Source organism: Neoaquamicrobium sediminum (assembly GCF_013240295.1).
GTDB classification, from domain to species: domain Bacteria; phylum Pseudomonadota; class Alphaproteobacteria; order Rhizobiales; family Rhizobiaceae; genus Aerobium; species Aerobium sediminum.
Genome location: NZ_JABETK010000002.1, coordinates 1,374,561 through 1,390,981, shown reverse-complemented (window position 1 = coordinate 1,390,981; position 16,421 = coordinate 1,374,561). Strand labels below are relative to the sequence as shown.

At 64.3% G+C, this 16,421-nt stretch carries 11 protein-coding genes and 3 pseudogenes; 11 read left to right on the top strand and 3 right to left on the bottom strand.

The genetic code is table 11. The features are described 5' to 3' along the window. Positions 1-153: 153 nt before the first annotated feature. The 10 genes and pseudogenes from HK436_RS18720 to HK436_RS18675 all read left to right on the top strand — a co-directional run bounded on the left by HK436_RS18720 (position 154) and on the right by HK436_RS18675 (position 12,586). Positions 154-1,079, top strand: a pseudogene (locus HK436_RS18720) (D-alanine--D-alanine ligase). Next, positions 1,067-2,001 (top strand): annotated as a pseudogene (locus HK436_RS18715) (cell division protein FtsQ/DivIB). Before HK436_RS18720 ends, HK436_RS18715 begins: the two co-directional pseudogenes overlap by 13 nt. Next, positions 1,998-3,310, top strand: a pseudogene (gene ftsA / locus HK436_RS18710) (cell division protein FtsA). The pseudogenes HK436_RS18715 and ftsA overlap by 4 nt, the downstream one beginning before the upstream one ends. Before the next feature lie 65 nt (positions 3,311-3,375). Next, entirely contained in the window at positions 3,376-5,043 is a 1,668-nt protein-coding gene (gene ftsZ / locus HK436_RS18705) for a cell division protein FtsZ (protein ID WP_173192166.1), read from the top strand. A 316-nt stretch (positions 5,044-5,359) separates the two neighbouring features. Further along, on the top strand, positions 5,360-6,310 hold the full coding sequence (gene lpxC / locus HK436_RS18700) for a UDP-3-O-acyl-N-acetylglucosamine deacetylase (RefSeq protein ID WP_173192164.1): 951 nt from the start codon (positions 5,360-5,362) through the stop codon (positions 6,308-6,310). A gap of 259 nt (positions 6,311-6,569) precedes the next feature. Then, on the top strand, positions 6,570-7,403 hold the full coding sequence (locus HK436_RS18695; protein ID WP_173192162.1) for an outer membrane protein assembly factor BamD: 834 nt from the start codon (positions 6,570-6,572) through the stop codon (positions 7,401-7,403). Positions 7,404-7,425: 22 nt separating this feature from the next. Next, positions 7,426-9,099 carry a DNA repair protein RecN gene (gene recN, locus HK436_RS18690; RefSeq protein ID WP_173192160.1) on the top strand — a complete coding sequence of 558 codons (1,674 nt, stop codon included), beginning with the start codon at positions 7,426-7,428 and terminating at the stop codon, positions 9,097-9,099. A gap of 68 nt (positions 9,100-9,167) precedes the next feature. Then, a complete protein-coding gene (ligA, locus tag HK436_RS18685; protein ID WP_173192158.1) occupies positions 9,168-11,321 on the top strand; it encodes an NAD-dependent DNA ligase LigA in 2,154 nt (717 codons plus the stop codon). Positions 11,322-11,648: 327 nt separating this feature from the next. Beyond that, entirely contained in the window at positions 11,649-12,296 is a 648-nt protein-coding gene (locus HK436_RS18680) for an AzlC family ABC transporter permease (protein WP_376769175.1), read from the top strand. Further along, entirely contained in the window at positions 12,293-12,586 is a 294-nt protein-coding gene (locus tag HK436_RS18675; protein WP_173192156.1) for a branched-chain amino acid transport AzlD family protein, read from the top strand. The genes HK436_RS18680 and HK436_RS18675 overlap by 4 nt, the downstream gene beginning before the upstream one ends. Here HK436_RS18675 and HK436_RS18670 read toward each other — a convergent pair. Then, positions 12,581-14,407, bottom strand: coding sequence for an aminopeptidase P family protein (locus HK436_RS18670; RefSeq protein ID WP_173192154.1), 1,827 nt, complete (start codon positions 14,405-14,407; stop codon positions 12,581-12,583). The genes HK436_RS18675 and HK436_RS18670 overlap by 6 nt on opposite strands. Positions 14,408-14,682: 275 nt before the next feature. On the opposite strand from HK436_RS18670, the gene HK436_RS18665 reads away from it, so the two are divergent. Further along, positions 14,683-14,820 (top strand): hypothetical protein, encoded by a 138-nt coding sequence (locus HK436_RS18665; RefSeq protein WP_173192152.1) that lies wholly within the window; start codon positions 14,683-14,685, stop codon positions 14,818-14,820. A 71-nt stretch (positions 14,821-14,891) separates the two neighbouring features. Here HK436_RS18665 and HK436_RS18660 read toward each other — a convergent pair whose 3' ends face one another. Together HK436_RS18660 and HK436_RS18655 are read right to left on the bottom strand one after the other, a co-directional pair. Beyond that, a complete protein-coding gene (locus HK436_RS18660) occupies positions 14,892-15,767 on the bottom strand; it encodes a 50S ribosomal protein L11 methyltransferase (RefSeq protein WP_173192150.1) in 876 nt (291 codons plus the stop codon). Positions 15,768-15,778: 11 nt separating this feature from the next. Beyond that, a complete protein-coding gene (locus tag HK436_RS18655) occupies positions 15,779-16,354 on the bottom strand; it encodes an SCO family protein (RefSeq protein ID WP_173192148.1) in 576 nt (191 codons plus the stop codon). Positions 16,355-16,421: the final 67 nt, after the last annotated feature.

The window sequence follows — 16,421 nt, the reverse complement described above, 5'->3', positions numbered from 1 at the left end:
GTCACGGAATCAATCCTCTGATTCCTTGGGGTCAGAATCGTTTCCTGATTTGAGTCGAGCGTGCGGACGCTGGCGAACCCTTGTCGCCGGAAGACTCGGACTCAAACTTGGCGAAACACGAATGCGGCCCGGCTCAAGAGGGGATCTGCGGGCATGGCAAAGAAGCATGTGGCCGTTCTGTTAGGCGGGTTTTCGGCCGAGCGGCCGGTTTCGCTCTCTTCAGGCAATGCGTGCGCAGATGCGCTTGAGGGTGAGGGGTACAAGGTTACCCGCATCGACGTGACGCGGGACGTTTCCAGCGTTCTGGCTGAACTTCGGCCAGACGTGGTCTTCAATGCGCTTCATGGTCCTTTTGGTGAGGACGGCACCATCCAGGGCATCCTCGAATATCTCGAAATTCCCTACACCCATTCCGGCGTGCTCGCGTCTGCTCTTGCCATGGACAAGGAGCGGGCGAAGCGGGTTGCCAAGGCGGCGGGCATCCCGGTGGCAGAGGCCAGGGTCATGAACCGCTTCGACATCGGCAACAAGCATCCGATGAAGCCGCCCTATGTCGTCAAGCCGGTCAAGGAGGGGTCCAGCTTCGGTGTGGTCATCGTCCAGGAGGATCAGTCGCATCCGCCGCAGGTGATCGGCTCTTCGGACTGGCGTTACGGCGATACGGTGATGGTCGAGCGATACATCCACGGACGCGAGCTGACCTGCGCGGTGATGGGTGATGTGGCGCTCGGCGTCACCGAGATCATACCCGTCGGCCACACCTTCTACGATTACGACGCAAAATATGTCGCCGGCGGCTCAAAACACGAATGCCCCGCAAAAGTTTCACCAATTATTTACCAAAAATACAGACACTGGCGTTGAAGGCACATCAAGCGATTGGCTGCCGTGGCGTCTCTCGATCGGACTTCCGTTACGACGATCGTCATTCGGAAAATGGCGAGCTGATCTGGCTGGAAGTGAACACGCAGCCGGGAATGACGCCGACGTCGCTGGTGCCTGAAATTGCCGCTGAGGCGGGTCATGGGTTTGGTGAGCTTCTGAGTTGGATGGTGGAGGACGCTTCTTGTTTGCGTTGACGTCAGGACACGGTAGGACGGCCATCGCTGGAGTGCGCGGGCGGCTTGCGCCTGCATCCGGCGGGTATGTCCTTCCGCGCTGGCTGCGCAAGCCTGCGCGCGCGTTCTCGCGTTTCATCTCCGGCGAGATCGAGGCGCCACCCTACACCATGACCATGCTTGCAGCCGCCGTCGTCGGCTCGTTTTCACTCTACGGTGCTGTGCTCGGCGGTCACATGCCGAGCGTTATCCAAGCGGTTACCGCGCGTACCGGCTTTGCGATCGACGAGATCGCGTGAGCGGAAATCGCGAGACCTCCGAAATCGATATCTTCGACCGCGTCGGACTGGATGGCTGGACCTCGCTGGTCGGGTTCGATGTGCAGGACGCGCGGGATCGGATCGCCAGCCTGCCGTGGGTCGAGGAGGCGTCGGTTCGCAAGATTTATCCGTCGACGCTTGAGGTGAAGATCGTTGAGCGCGAGCCGTTCGCGATCTGGCAGCAGGGCAGCCGCCTTTCGCTGATTGAAAGCGACGGCCGGACGATCGCGCCGCTTTCGGGTGCGCGCTATCGCGCGTTGCCGCTGGTTGTCGGTGTCGGCGCCGAGGAGCCTGCGGCCGGTTTCGTCGCCAAGGTGGCGGCCTATCCCGATCTCGCGGCGCGTGTGCGTGGCTATGTGCGTGTTTCGGAGCGGCGCTGGGATCTGCGCCTCGAAAACGGCATGACCGTCAAGCTTCCGGAGCGCGGCGAGGACGATGCGCTGCGCGATCTGCTGGCACTCGACCATCGCTATGGTCTGCTGTCGCGGGACATCGAAACTGTCGACATGCGCTTTGCGGACCGGCTCGTGGTCAAGCTGACGCCGGATGCGGCGACAGCGCGGGAAGCGGCGCTCAAGGAACGCCTCGGCAAAAACTACCGTCCTACGGAGCGACGCATATGAGCTGGCTCGGCGGACAAAAGGATTCGACGGCCGGCCGCTCCGGCATCGTCACCGTATTGGATGTCGGCTCCACGAAGGTGTGCTGCGTCATCGGTCGGCTTAAGCCTTGCGAAGAAAGTGAGCGCCTGCCCGGTCGCACCCACAAGGTGAAGGTCATCGGCATCGGCCACCAGAAATCGCAGGGTGTGAAGTCCGGCACGATCATCGACTTGGACCGCGCTGAGCAGTCGATCCGGCTGGCGGTGGATGCGGCCGAGCGCATGGCCGGGCTGACGGTCGAGTCGCTGTTCGTGAACATGTCTGCCGGGCGGATGAAGAGCACGATCTTCTCGTCCTCGGTCAATCTTGGCGGCCATGAAGCGGGCGAGGGCGACATCCGGCGTGTCCTGACCGCAGGCGCCAAGCAAGCGCTGCGGGCGGAGCGCGAGGTCGTGCATTCGCTGCCCGTCGGCTTCTCGCTCGATGCCGAGCGCGGGATTCGCGATCCGCGTGGCATGATCGGTGACGTGCTGGGCGTCGACATGCATGTGCTGACCGCCGACTCCGCGCCACTGCGCAATCTCGAGCTTTGCGTCAATCGCTCGCACCTGTCGGTCGAGCGCATGGTTGCCACGCCTTATGCAAGCGGCCTGTCGGCGCTGGTCGACGACGAGGCCGAAATGGGTGCCGCCTGCATCGACATGGGCGGCGGCACGACAACCATCTCGATTTTCGCCGAGGGCAAGTTCGTTCATGCCGAAGTGCTACCGATCGGTGGCGGGCACGTCACCATGGACCTGGCGCGCGGGCTTTCGACGGGTCGCGAACATGCCGAGCGGCTGAAGGTGATGCACGGTTCGGCCCTGCCAGCGGTCGACGACGACCGCGACATGGTGACGATCCAGCCGATCGGCCCGGACGATGGCGACATGCCGCAGCATGCGCCGCGCTCCGTGATGAACAAGATCATCCGCGCGCGGATCGAGGAGACTCTCGAGATCGTGCGGGACCGGCTGAACAAGTCCGGTTCGGCGGCGTGGTCGGCAAACGCGTGGTGCTTACAGGCGGTGCCAGTCAGCTTTCGGGTCTGCCGGAAGCGGCGCGGCGCATTCTCGCGCGCAACGTGAGGCTGGGGCGCCCGCTGGGCGTCACCGGTCTGCCGGAAGCGGCCAAGGGGCCGGCATTCGCGACGACGGTAGGCCTGCTGATTTATCCGCAGGTCGCGGAAGCCGAGAGCCGGTACGGAAAGGGGGGTGTCCTGCGTTTCAAGGGCACCGGTACCGGTGGCAGGCTCCATCGTGTCAGTCAGTGGTTCAAAGATAGTTTCTAACAGCGGGGATAGCCCCACGCAGCCGCGGCGGCGAAGCGGCGGGAAAGGCGAAAAGGACGAGGAAAATGAGCATCAATCTGCAGAAGCCGGACATTACCGAACTCAAGCCGCGTATCACCGTGTTCGGTGTTGGTGGTGGTGGCGGCAATGCCGTCAACAACATGATCACCGCCGGTCTGCGTGGCGTCGACTTTGTCGTTGCCAACACTGATGCACAGGCGCTCACCCAGTCGAAGGCAGACCGGCTGATCCAGCTCGGCGCGCACGTGACCGAGGGTCTGGGCGCCGGCTCGCAGCCGGAAGTGGGGCGTGCAGCCGCTGAAGAGTGCATCGACGAGATCGTCGACCACCTCTCCAACACGCATATGTGCTTCGTCACTGCCGGCATGGGCGGCGGCACGGGTACGGGTGCAGCCCCGGTCGTCGCACGCGCTGCCCGCGAGAAGGGCATCCTGACGGTTGGCGTCGTGACCAAGCCGTTCCACTTCGAAGGCCAGCGCCGCATGAAGACGGCGGATATGGGCATCGAGGAATTGCAGAAGAGCGTCGATACGCTCATCGTCATTCCCAACCAGAACCTCTTCCGCATCGCCAACGACAAGACCACCTTCGCCGACGCCTTCGCGATGGCCGACCAGGTGCTCTATTCGGGCGTTGCCTGCATCACCGACCTGATGGTCAAGGAAGGCCTGATCAACCTCGACTTCGCCGATGTTCGCTCGGTGATGCGCGAGATGGGCAAGGCGATGATGGGCACCGGCGAAGCGTCCGGCGAAGGCCGCGCAATGGCAGCCGCCGAAGCGGCGATCGCCAACCCGCTGCTCGACGAAACGTCGATGAAGGGCGCGAAGGGCCTGCTGATCTCCATCACTGGTGGTCGTGACCTGACGCTGTTCGAGGTTGACGAAGCAGCAACCCGCATCCGCGAGGAAGTGGACCAGGATGCCAACATCATCCTCGGCGCCACGTTCGACGAGGAACTGGAAGGCGTCATCCGCGTCTCGGTCGTCGCCACGGGCATCGACAAGTCGGCTGCGGACATCAACATGCCGCCGATTGCCGTGCGCCAGCCGCAGAAGCCGGTCCAGCAGCAACAGCGTCCGGTCGAGGTTCGTCCGGCGCAGCCAGCGCCGGTCCAGTCCGAAGCGCCGCGTGCTGCCGATCCCGTCGCCGAAGCGATCCGCATCGCGGAAATGAACGCCGAAATGGCTGCAACGGCTCCCCGTGCCGCCGCCGAGCAGGAGTTCCGCCCGCAGAGCAAGCTGTTCGCGCAGCCGGCTCCCGAAGCTGCCGCTCCGCAGGTGGTGCAGCAGCCCGTACAGATGCGTCCGGCACCGGTGGCTGAGCATGCCCCCGCGCCGCAGATGGCTGCACCCGCCCAGCCGCGCATGCCGCGCGTCGAGGATTTTCCGCCGGTCGTGCGGGCGGAACTGGAAGCTCCGCATGCACATGACGGCGAAGAGCGCGGTCCGATGGGCTTGCTGAAGCGCCTGACCCAGGGGCTCTCGGCAGGTCGCCGCGAAGACGAGCCTGCACGCCTTCAGCCGGCACAGCCGCGCGAGCCGCGCCTGCGGCAGCCGGAGCAGCGCCGTCCGCAGATGAGCGACACGCAGGCCTATGCGCCGCGCCGTGGCCAGCTCGACGATCAGGGCCGGCTCTCGGTTCAGCCGCGTGGACCGCAGGATGACGACCAGCTCGAAATTCCGGCATTCCTGCGCCGGCAGGCCAACTAGAAAAGGTTCCGGGCGGTTCGCCGCCCGGCCACCTTCAAGGCTTTTTCATTGCGGTAACGCAATGTTACAGGCGAGTGCTGACGCACTCGCCTTTTGCCGTCAAAGGCGGAATGATAACAAAGGGTTAACGCTCAGAGTGAAATCGCGGTCTGGCGTAACAGAAGGTAAGAAACCGTGATTTGGACTCTCCGGTCCGGAACTTTATCTTCTCGACCAAGCGTTACGGTCAGGGGATTCGTGGGGATGAGAATCCGCCGACCGGTGAGAAGAGCCGCAATCGGAATGCCGATATAGCGGGCGTAACCGGGACGGGCCTATGGGGATCGACTTGCACGACTACCAGACCACGCTCAATTCGCGCGTGTCGTTATCCGGCACGGGTGTACACAGCGGAAAAACCGTTTCCATTCACTTCAGCCCGGCAGACCCTGACACCGGCATCGTATTCACGCGCGTTCTCGGCAATGGCGAGACAGTGGAGATGCGGGCACTGGTGGCGGAAGTGGGCGGTACGGACCTGAGCACGATCCTCGGCGATCCTGCCGGTGTTCATGTCGCGACTGTCGAGCATCTGCTGGCCGCGCTGTCTTCCCTGCGTATCGACAATCTGGCCATCGAGATCGATGGGAACGAGGTTCCAGTGCTCGACGGCAGCGCCGGTCCGTTCGTGGAGGCGTTCGATCAGGTCGGGATCAAGCAGCAGGCGGTCAAGCGCCGCTATATCCGCATCGTGAAGCCTGTTCGCATCGAGAGCGGCGCGTCCTGGGCAGAGTTTCGCCCTCACGACGGAACCCGCTTCGAGATCGAGATCGATTTCGACAGCCCGGCCATCGGCCGGCAGTTCTATGCGGCGAACGTCACGCCGGACCTGTTCCGCAAGGACATTGCGCGGGCGCGCACCTTCGGCTTCATGAAGGATGTCGAGCGTCTTTGGGCCGCCGGCTACGCGCTGGGCTCGTCGCTCGAGAATTCCGTGGTGATCGGCGACGACGATCGCGTCATCAACATGGAAGGCCTGCGCTATTCCAACGAATTCGTGCGCCACAAGATGCTGGATGCGATGGGCGACCTAGCGCTTGCGGGCGCGCGTTTCATCGGCTGCTTCCGGTCCTATCGTGGCGGGCACCGGCTGAATGCGACCGCACTGCGGCGGCTGCTTTCGGATCGCTCGGCATTCGAGATCGTCGAGACAGGTCGCCGGGAAAGCGGCCGCAAGGCGGAGATGATTGCCGTCAACGCGCCGGTTTACGCTCCCTGGGCTATCTGACGGCTTACCGACGGGCAGTTATCCTGCTGTGCATTGCAGCGACGGTAACATCTGATCGCCACAAAAAGTGCCATTGCAGGGCAAGAACGTTGCCGAGGGACGGTAGTTGAATTATGACTGCCGCGACATTCGAGCATCGGGCCGCGAGACGATTGCAATTTTCGCAGAGCGTCGATGCGTTGCCAGGTTACTGAACGCCAGAGGGGCGAACACCCGTATGAATGATTTCCGGAGAGCCGCTTGCGACAGGCGCCCCCGTATGGTCGGGCTGGTCGTGTCTGCCATTGCGCTGCCGCTGCTTGTCTCGGCCTGCGCCAGCGATCGCGACGTCGACCTCGCGGCATATGTCGAGAGTGTTGAACCGGCCGATACCCTTTACAACCAGGGTCTTGCGAACCTCGAGGCCGGTCGGCTGAGCGAAGCCGGAAAGAAGTTCGAGGCGGTGGACCGCCAGCACCCCTATTCGGAGCAGGCCCGCAAGGCGATGGTCATGAATGCCTTCGCCCAGTACCGCCAGGGCAACTACGAAGAGGCCGTGACCGCCGGTCAGCGCTACGTTTCGCTTTATCCCACCACCGACGATGCGGCGTACGCGCAGTACATCGTGGGCCTGTCCTATTTCCGGCAGATTCGCGACGTCACCCGCGACCAGAAGGAATCGCGCCGCGCGCTTGAAGCGATGCAGGAGGTGATCGACCGGTGGCCGGAGTCCGAATATGTCGAGGACGCCAAGGCCAAGATCCGGTTTGCCCGCGACCAGCTCGCCGGCAAGGAAATGCAGATCGGCCGTTACTACCTTGAGCGTCGTGAGTACATCGCCGCCGTCAAGCGGTTCCGCAATGTCGTCGAGGTCTATTCCGATACCCGCCACGTCGAGGAGTCGCTGGCACGTCTGACGGAGACCTATTACGCCATGGGCCTCGCTTCCGAGGCGCAGACGGCTGCCGCCGTTCTCGGCCACAACTATCCCGAGAGCCAGTGGTACAAGGATTCCTACGCGCTTCTGCAATCGGGTGGCCTCTCGCCGCGCGAGAATCAGGAGTCCTGGCTCAGCCGGGCCGGCTCGCTGCTCGGCGGGAACGCCAGAAGCTGATCCAGACTTCGCCAGAGGCTAGATGCTCGCCCACCTGTCGATCCGCGATATCGTACTGATCGAACGGCTCGACATTGATTTTTCGACCGGCCTCTCGGTGCTGACCGGCGAGACCGGCGCCGGCAAGTCGATCCTGCTCGATGCGCTGTCGCTCGCGCTTGGTGCGCGCGGCGATGCCTCGCTGGTCCGCAACGGGGCGGGGCAGGGCAATGTCATCGCGATCTTCGATGTTCCCCAAAACCATCCGGCGCGTGAACTCCTGCGCGAGAACGGGCTCGATGACGACGGCGATCTGATCCTGCGGCGCAGCCAGTCGGCGGACGGTCGCAGCCGGGTCTTCGTCAACGATCAACCCACAAGCGTCACGCTGCTGCGCCAGATCGGCCGCGCTCTGGTGGAGATCCATGGCCAGCATGACGACCGCGCGCTGGTGGATGCCGCGGCGCATCGCGACCTGCTGGACGCGTTCGGCGGGCATGTCGGCGCGGCCCAGTCGGTCGCCCGAGCGTGGCGCACATGGCGTGCAGCGGAGCAAGCGCTTGTCAGCCATCGCGCAAAGGTCGAGGCTGCCGCGCGCGAGGCGGACTATCTGCGCGCGTCGGTCGAAGAGCTTTCGCGTCTCGAGCCGCAGCCCGGCGAGGAGACCGAGCTCGCTGAGCGCCGCGCGGCCATGATGCACGCGGAGAAGATCGCCTCCGACATTTCGGACGCTCAGGACGTGCTGTCGGGGCCGAATTCCTCGGTTCCGCAACTGGCAAGCCTGCTGCGACGGCTGCAGCGCAAGGCCGAGGCCGCGCCTGGCCTGCTGGACGAGATCATCAGGACGCTGGACGAAGCGCTGATTTCGCTCGATGCCACGCAGGAGGCGGTTGATGCCGCGCTGAGGGCAGCCGAGTTCGATCCCAAGGCGCTGGAAGATGCCGAGGAGCGGCTGTTCGCGCTGCGGGCTGTCGCCCGCAAGCATTCTGTTGCTGTCGACGATCTGGCGGCACTGCGCGACGCCATGGCTGCCGATCTCGCCGATCTCGATGCCGGCGAGGAGCGACTTGCCGGGCTGGAGAAGGACGCGGTTGCGGCCCGCGCGGCGTACGACGAGGCAGCGGCGCACCTGTCCGAACTGCGCAAGGGAACGGCTGAAGCGCTGGCGCGCTCGGTGATGAAGGAACTACCCGCGCTCAAACTGGAGCGCGCGGAATTTATCGTCGAAATCAATTCGGAGCTGGAGGACCGTACGGAAGCCGGCATAGACCAGATCGAGTTCTGGGTGCGCACCAATCCCGGCACGCGTGCGGGGCCGATCATGAAGGTCGCTTCCGGCGGTGAGCTTTCACGGTTCCTGCTGGCGCTGAAGGTCGCGCTGGCCGATCGCGGTTCGGCACCCACGCTCGTCTTCGACGAGATCGATACCGGCGTGGGCGGTGCGGTTGCCGACGCAATCGGACAGCGGCTCGCCCGGCTTGCAAGCCACATCCAGGTGCTTTCCGTCACCCATGCGCCGCAGGTCGCAGCCCGCGCGGGCACGCACTACCTGATCTCCAAGTCGGGCGGGGCCGACAAGGTCGCGACCGGCGTCGCGGCGCTCGGGCGGCCCGACAGGCAGGAAGAGATCGCGCGCATGCTTGCCGGCGCGACCATCACCGATGAAGCACGGGCTGCCGCCGAGCGACTTCTGCGTGAAAACGCCGTGGTCTCCTGACACGGGGCTCTTGAGCGCCGCGTCGGCCACGCTAGTGTATCGCACCTGCCGCAGCCCGGATTCTCGTCATGCCCCGTTCCCCAAAGCCCGTCGAAGACCTTTCCGCCGAGGAGGCAGCGGAGGAACTGGCAGCACTTGCCGCCGAGATTGCCGAACATGACAGGCGCTATCATGGCGAGGACGCGCCGACGATCTCGGATGCCGAGTACGACGCCCTGCGCTTGCGCAATGCGGAGATAGAGGCTGCCTTTCCCGAGCTGATGCGAGAGGATTCGCCATCCGCTGCCGTTGGCGCAGCACCCTCCGGTGCGTTCGGGCAGGTCGTCCACGCAAAGCCGATGCTGTCGCTGGACAACGTCTTTTCCGATGAGGACGTGCGCGACTTCGTTGCTTCCGTGCGCCGGTTCCTGGCTCTGCCGGCGGAGGGCGAGCTGACGTTCACGGCCGAGCCGAAAATCGACGGCCTGTCGATGTCGCTTCGCTACGAGAATCGCGAGCTGGTGACGGCGGCCACGCGTGGCGACGGCTCGACCGGCGAGAACGTCACCGCCAATATCCGCACGCTCGACGAGGTGCCGCAACGGTTGCCGGATGACGCGCCGGATGTGGTGGAGGTGCGCGGCGAGGTCTATATGCGCCGCGACGACTTTCTGGCGCTCAACGAACGCATGGCGGAAGAGACCGGCCGCGTCTTCGCCAATCCTCGCAATTTCGCCGCTGGCAGCCTTCGCCAGAAGGACCCGGAGAACACCCGCAAGCGGCCGCTGAGGTTCTTCGCCTATGCCTGGGGCGAGACGAGTGCGCCGCTGGCGGAAACGCAGTTCGAAGCCGTGAAGCGGCTGGGCTCGTGGGGGTTCCGGATCAACGACCATATGGGCATCTGCCGGTCGGTCGAGGAGATGCTGGCGCGCTATCGCACAATCGAGGCCGAGCGGGCGAGCCTGCCCTATGACATCGATGGCGTCGTCTACAAGGTCGACCGGCTCGACCTTCAGGAACGGCTCGGTTTCCGCTCGCGCAGCCCGCGCTGGGCGACCGCGCACAAGTTCCCCGCCGAGAAGGCGACGACGGTGCTGCGCGCGATCGAGATACAGGTCGGCCGCACGGGTGCGCTGACGCCCGTGGCGCGGCTCGAGCCGGTGACGGTCGGCGGCGTCGTGGTGACCAACGCGACCCTGCACAACGAGGACTACATTCGCGGCGTCGGCAATGACGGGCAGCCGATCCGCGAGGGCAGGGACGTTCGCGTCGGCGACACCGTGCTGGTGCAGAGGGCCGGCGACGTCATCCCGCAAATCCTCGACATCGTGCCCGAGAAGCGCCCGTCCGATGCGCAGCCTTATGTGTTTCCCGACCGTTGCCCGGCATGCGACAGCCACGCGGTTCGCGAGGAAGGGGAGGCGGTGCGCCGCTGCACGGGAGGGCTCGTCTGTCCGGCGCAGGCCGTGGAGCGGATCCGGCATTTCGTATCGCGCAACGCGTTCGACATCGAAGGGCTGGGCGAGAAACAGATCGAGTTCTTCTTCAATCATGAAGATCCGTCACTGCGTATCCGCACGCCGGCCGACATCTTCACGCTGAAGGCGCGGCAGGAAGGCTCGCTGACCAAGCTGGAGAATGTCGAAGGTTTCGGCGCCGTGTCCGTACGCAAGCTCTACGCAGCCATCGACGAGCGGCGGCAGGTCGCGCTGTCGCGGTTCCTGTTCGCGCTCGGCGTGCGCCATATCGGCGAGACGAATGCCAAGCGGCTGGCGCGGCACTATCTGTCGTTTGAGGCCCTGCGCGCAGGCGCTAGCGAGGCGGTTTTGCCTGAAGGCAAGGGAGATCCCGGCAACGCCGCCTGGCAGGAACTGGTCGGGATCAACGGCATCGGCTCCGTCGTGGCCGAGGCGCTGGTGGAGTTCTTTGCCGAGGCGCACAACAACGAAGCCGTGGATGCACTGCTTGCCGAGGTGACGCCATTGGACGAGGAACCCGTGGGCGATATATCGTCTCCGGTGGCTGGCAAGACCGTCGTCTTTACCGGCGCGCTCGAGCGGATGTCGCGCGACGAAGCCAAGGCCATGGCCGAACGGCTCGGCGCCAAGGTTGCCGGTTCGGTCTCCAAGAAGACCGATCTTGTCGTCGCCGGGCCGGGCGCGGGCTCCAAGCTGAAGCAGGCGACCGAGCTCGGCATCGAAGTGATCGACGAGGACGCCTGGTTCGAGCGTGTCGGGCAGTAGGCTGTTTCAGCGCGCGAGACAGGGACCGGTAATGCGAAAAAGTTTCGCCCGATTGGCCAGCTTCGTTGAAGCGTCATCCGCCAGATGAACCCTTTTGGAAAGTCCGCATCGCGAACGCGATCCGGAAACCCTAAGCGGTGCGTTCGCCGGTATTCGCGGAAGCTTCGTTTTTGTGGCTGATTGGTTCAAGCGAATTCATGTGACAGGCCAGCGGTGCTGACCTAAATACGCGTCACCTGAGCGAGGCTACATGTCCATTGCCGAAACGACCGGGCAGAAATTCAGCCCCAGAAGCGATTTTCTCGACGGCGCCCGCCGGGGCTGCCGGTGGTGCTCGCCTCTGCGCCTTTCGGCCTGCTGTTCGGCGCGCTTGCCATCCAGAACGGGATGACACTCGGCGAAGCGGTGCTGATGAGCGCTACCGTCTATGCCGGCGCCAGCCAGATGGTCGGGCTCGAACTGTTCGGGCAGACGATCGCGCCGTGGCTCATCGTGCTGTCGATCTTCGCGGTCAATTTCCGGCACGTGCTCTATTCGGCGGCCCTTGGCCGCAAGGTAACCCACTGGACGTCGGCGCAACGCGCGTTCGGCTTCTTCTTCCTCGTCGATCCGCAATATGCCGAGGGCGAGAAACAGAGCCTGAGGGGTCGGCTCTCGTTCGCCTGGTATATGGGCATGGCCACACCGATCTATGTCTGCTGGGTGATCGAAGCCGGGCTCGGCGCGGCGTTCGGCAGCCTGATACCCAATCCACATGCGCTCGGCCTCGATTTTCTGCTGCCGATCTATTTCCTCGGTCTGGTGATGGACTTTCGCAAGCGGCCGCTCTGGCTGCCCGTGGTCAGCGTCAGTGCCGCAGCCTCCATTGCCGCCTACTATTTCGTCGGCTCGCCCTGGCATGTGTCGATCGGTGCCGCTGCCGGCATCGCACTTGCGGCCATGATGCCGCCGAACGGGGAGGGCACGGGCGCATGAGCACCACGATCTGGATCATCCTGGCCGGCGCGCTCGCAACCTACATATCGCGCATTGGCGGCCATCTGGTGCTGTCGCGGTTCGATCGCGTTCACCCGCGTGTCGAGGCTGGATTGAACGCGGTGCCGGCTGCGGTGCTGACGACACTGGTTGCGCCGGTCGCCACCACCGGCGGTCCGGCGGAATGGGCCGCCCTCGTGGTTGCCGGGGTGGTTGCGTTGCGCGGCAGTCTGTCGGCGATGTTCGTCGCAGGCGCGGTCGTGCTGATCGTGCTGCGCAACACGCTATAGGGCAGCCGTAGCAGCCTCCAGCCACGCAAGCACCTCGCCATCCACCATGGGGCCGATCTCCTTCAACACGCGCCTATGATAGGCGTCGAGCCAGCTGCGCTCGGCAGGCGAGAGCGTGTCGGTTGCGATCAGCCGGCGGTCGAAGGGTGCCAGCGTCAGCGTCTCGAAGCTGTGCATCGCGATGTCGCCGCCGGGGATCGGCTCCGGTTCCGTGACAACGATCAGGTTCTCGAGCCTGATGCCGTAGCCGCCTTCCTTGTAATAGCCGGGCTCGTTGGAAAGGATCATTCCGGCATGCAGCTTTTGCGCGCCGGTCTTGGCGATGCGCTGCGGCCCCTCGTGCACGGAGAGGAACGCGCCGACGCCGTGGCCGGTGCCGTGGGCGTAGTCGATGCCGGCATTCCAGTGTGCCTGACGCGCGATTGGGTCGACATCCATGCCGCGGGTGCCGGGCGGGAAGCGCAGCATCGACAGGGCGATCAGGCCTTTCAGCACGATCGTATAGCGTTCGCGCATCTCGTCGGTCGGAGCGCCGATTGCGATCGTGCGGGTGATGTCGGTGGTGCCGTCCTGATACTGGCCGCCGGAATCGACGAGATAGAGTTCGCCGTCGCCAAGTGTGCGGTTGGTCTTCGTCGTCACGCGATAGTGGATAATGGCGCCGTTCGGCCCCGCGCCCGAGATTGTGTCGAATGAGATGTCGCGCAGCGGCATCTGCACGTCCGCGCCGGTGGTTGCGCGGAATCCTTCCAGTGCCTGGACTGCCTGGATTTCGTCGACAGAACCGGTCTTCTGCGTATGAAGCCAGCACAGGAATTTCGCCATGGCCGCACCGTCGCGCCGGTGGGCGGCGCGGCTGCCGTGCAGCTCGGCCGCATTCTTGATCGCGCGCGGCAGCCGCGCCGGATCGGGCAGGGAAAGAACCGTGCCGCCGTTTTCTTCGACGATGAGGCGCAGGCGCTCCGCGGCGAGCGCCGGGTCGAGCGCGACCTTGCCGCCCGCCGCCGCGATCCGGGTGAGTTCGCCTTCCAGCATTTGCGGGTCCAGAATGTCGGCGAGCTGGGTCAGATAGGCCTCGGTCTCGATGGTCAGCTTTTCACGTGCGAGAAAGAGCTTCGGCAGACCCTTGGCTGCAAGGATGGCAAAGCCCAGCGCCAGCGGGGTGTGCGGCACATCGCGCCCGCGGATGTTGAAGGTCCAGGCAAGCGAGGACGGGTCCGTCAGCACGGCGTGGCTCGTGCCGTCCTTGCGCAGGGTTTCGGCGAGGCGGTCGATCTTGTCCTTCGCCAGTTCGCCGGCAAAGCCGATCGGCTGGATCTCGACCTTTTCGGCAGGCGGCGCCGGTCGGTCCGACCAGATCGCATCGACGAGGTTGCCTTGCACAGGCACGAGCGTCGCACCGGCCCGGTCCAGCGCCTTGCGCAACGCGGCAGCTTCAGCCACCGTGTGAAGCCACGGATCGAACCCGATCTTCATGCCGGTGCGGGCATTCGCCTCCAGCCATTTGGCCGGCGGGTTCTCGACCAGGCTCTCGATGTCGAAGGTAGCGGCGTCGACCTGCGCGCGCGCCTGAAGCGTGTAGCGTCCGTCGACAAACAGGATCGCGCGTGAGGCGAGCACAAGCGCGGCGCCGGCGGAGCCGGTAAAGCCCGTCAACCACTGCAGACGCTCGGAGGATGCGGCGACATACTCGCCCTGATGCTCGTCTGCGCGCGGGACGAGAAAACCATCTAGCCCCGCGCTGGTGAGCTTTTCCCGCAATTGTGCGACCCGGGCTATGCCCTGGCTCGGATCAGTGCGCGGATCGAATGACTGGAACATGGCTTTCCTCGCTGAGCTGTGCCGCTGCAAAGGTCTATCCGCGTGGCAGAGCGGTTGCAACGCGTTAGGGAGGCTGACGGCGCCTGGCATGTGTGCGATGCAGCAAATCTCTTCGCACTTGCAAAAACGCATGGTTCCCATGCGGAAACGTCTCTGGTGGTTTAGGTCAGCAATCCTTACCTTTCAAAGCGTGGAGGAACAACGTAACTGACAGGAGACGTGAAAATGGGACACAACCCTGCAAAGCGTGGTTTTTCCGTAGTGCACTCGACGCAATGGTGGCTGCCCGTGAGCAGCAGGCCAAGCGCTATGTTGCCAATGCACTGCTGGCCATGGACGACGACACGCTGAAGGCAAGCGGCTACAGCCGCGCCGAACTCAAGCGTACCGGCGGAGTTTCTTATCTGTTCTGAGCAGCGTGGGGCGACGCCGCACGGAACATGAAAAAGGCGGTCCCAACGGGCCGCCTTTTTCTTTGAGCGGATTATCGCTTGAGATGGATCGTCACCCAACCTTCGCGGTGCGTGGTGCGCACATGGCGGAAGCGCTGGCCGGCATAGACTGCGACCACCGCGTCGCGCTGGCGGTCCAGAATGCCGGACAGGACCAGCGAGCCGCCGGGCGTGACAAAGGTCGCCATCTGCGGTGCAAGCCGCATCAGCGGTCGCGCCAGAATGTTTGCCACGATTAGATCGAAAGGACCGCGCGCGGCGAAGATGGGGTCCTGAAAGCCGGCGGCAGTTACGGTTTCGACATAGGTTGAAACGCCGTTCAGCCGTACGTTCTGCGCGGCCACTTTGGTGGCGACCGCGTCTATGTCGGTCGCGAGCACGGGAATACGAGACAGCTTCGCCAGTGCGATCGCCAGCACGGCGCTGCCCGTTCCAAGGTCCAGTGCATTGCGCGGCGCTTCACGACGCGCCACGCGATGAAGCATTTCAAGGCAGCCGGCGGTGGTGCCGTGGTGGCCGGTACCGAAGGCGAGACCAGCCTCGATTTCGATGCCCAGATCGCCGATGCGGCGTTTTTCGCGATCATGGGCGCCGTGGATGAGGAACCGGCCGGCACGCACCGGCTTCAGGCCTTCCAGCGACTTGGTGACCCAGTCGATGTCGGGCAGTTCTTCGTGGACGATCTCGAGCGATGCACCCGGCGCGCCGGCGGCGCTGCGGATGCGCTTTTCGATGTCGCTCGCGTTGGCGGCGTCCGTATAAACGGAGATTTCCTCCGTCCCCTCCGCTTCGTCGATCTCGAAGACTGCGAGGGCGAGGCCGTCATCCTCGAATTCGCGTTCCAGCAAGCTGAAAAGCGTGGTCGACTCCGGTCGAGTGGCGATGAAATGCAGGCGTGTCTGTGGCACGGCGATAGATCTCAGCCCGCAGCCAGGCGCTTGAGTTTCGCGACCGCGTTCTCAGGGTTCTCGCCATAGGCAATGGTTCCGGCAAAGTCGCCGGCGCGATCGAGCAGCATCACGGACGCCGTGTGATCCATCGTGTAGTCACCGTTCTCCAAGTCGACCTTCTTCCAGTAGATGCCGAATGACTTCACCATCGCCAGCACCTTCTCGGGCTCTCCGGAGATGCCGGTGATGCGGTCCGAGACGTTCGTGACGTAGGAACCGATCACTTCAGGCGTGTCGCGCTCCGGGTCGACCGTCACGAAGAAGGCGTTGATGTCCTTCCCTTCGTCGCCGAGCTGCTTCAGCCAGCCGTCGAGCTCAAAAAGCGTCGTCGGGCAGACTTCCGGGCAGTGGGTGAAGCCGAAGAAGACGGCACTCGGCGTGCCGCGGAACGCTGCTTCGGTGATCTCTGCGCCGTCCTGGTCGACGAGGGTGAAGGGGGCGCCGTAGGCCTCACCGGCATTCTGGCCGCGATACCAGTCGAAGGTCAGCCAGCCGACGCCGGCCACCATGATCAGGAGTATGCCGACGAGGATCGATCGCATCATGATGATTGAAGTCCCTGAGAGTTGGTCTGGCCGTGCGCCGGGTCAGAAACACCAGGCAAGGCCCGAT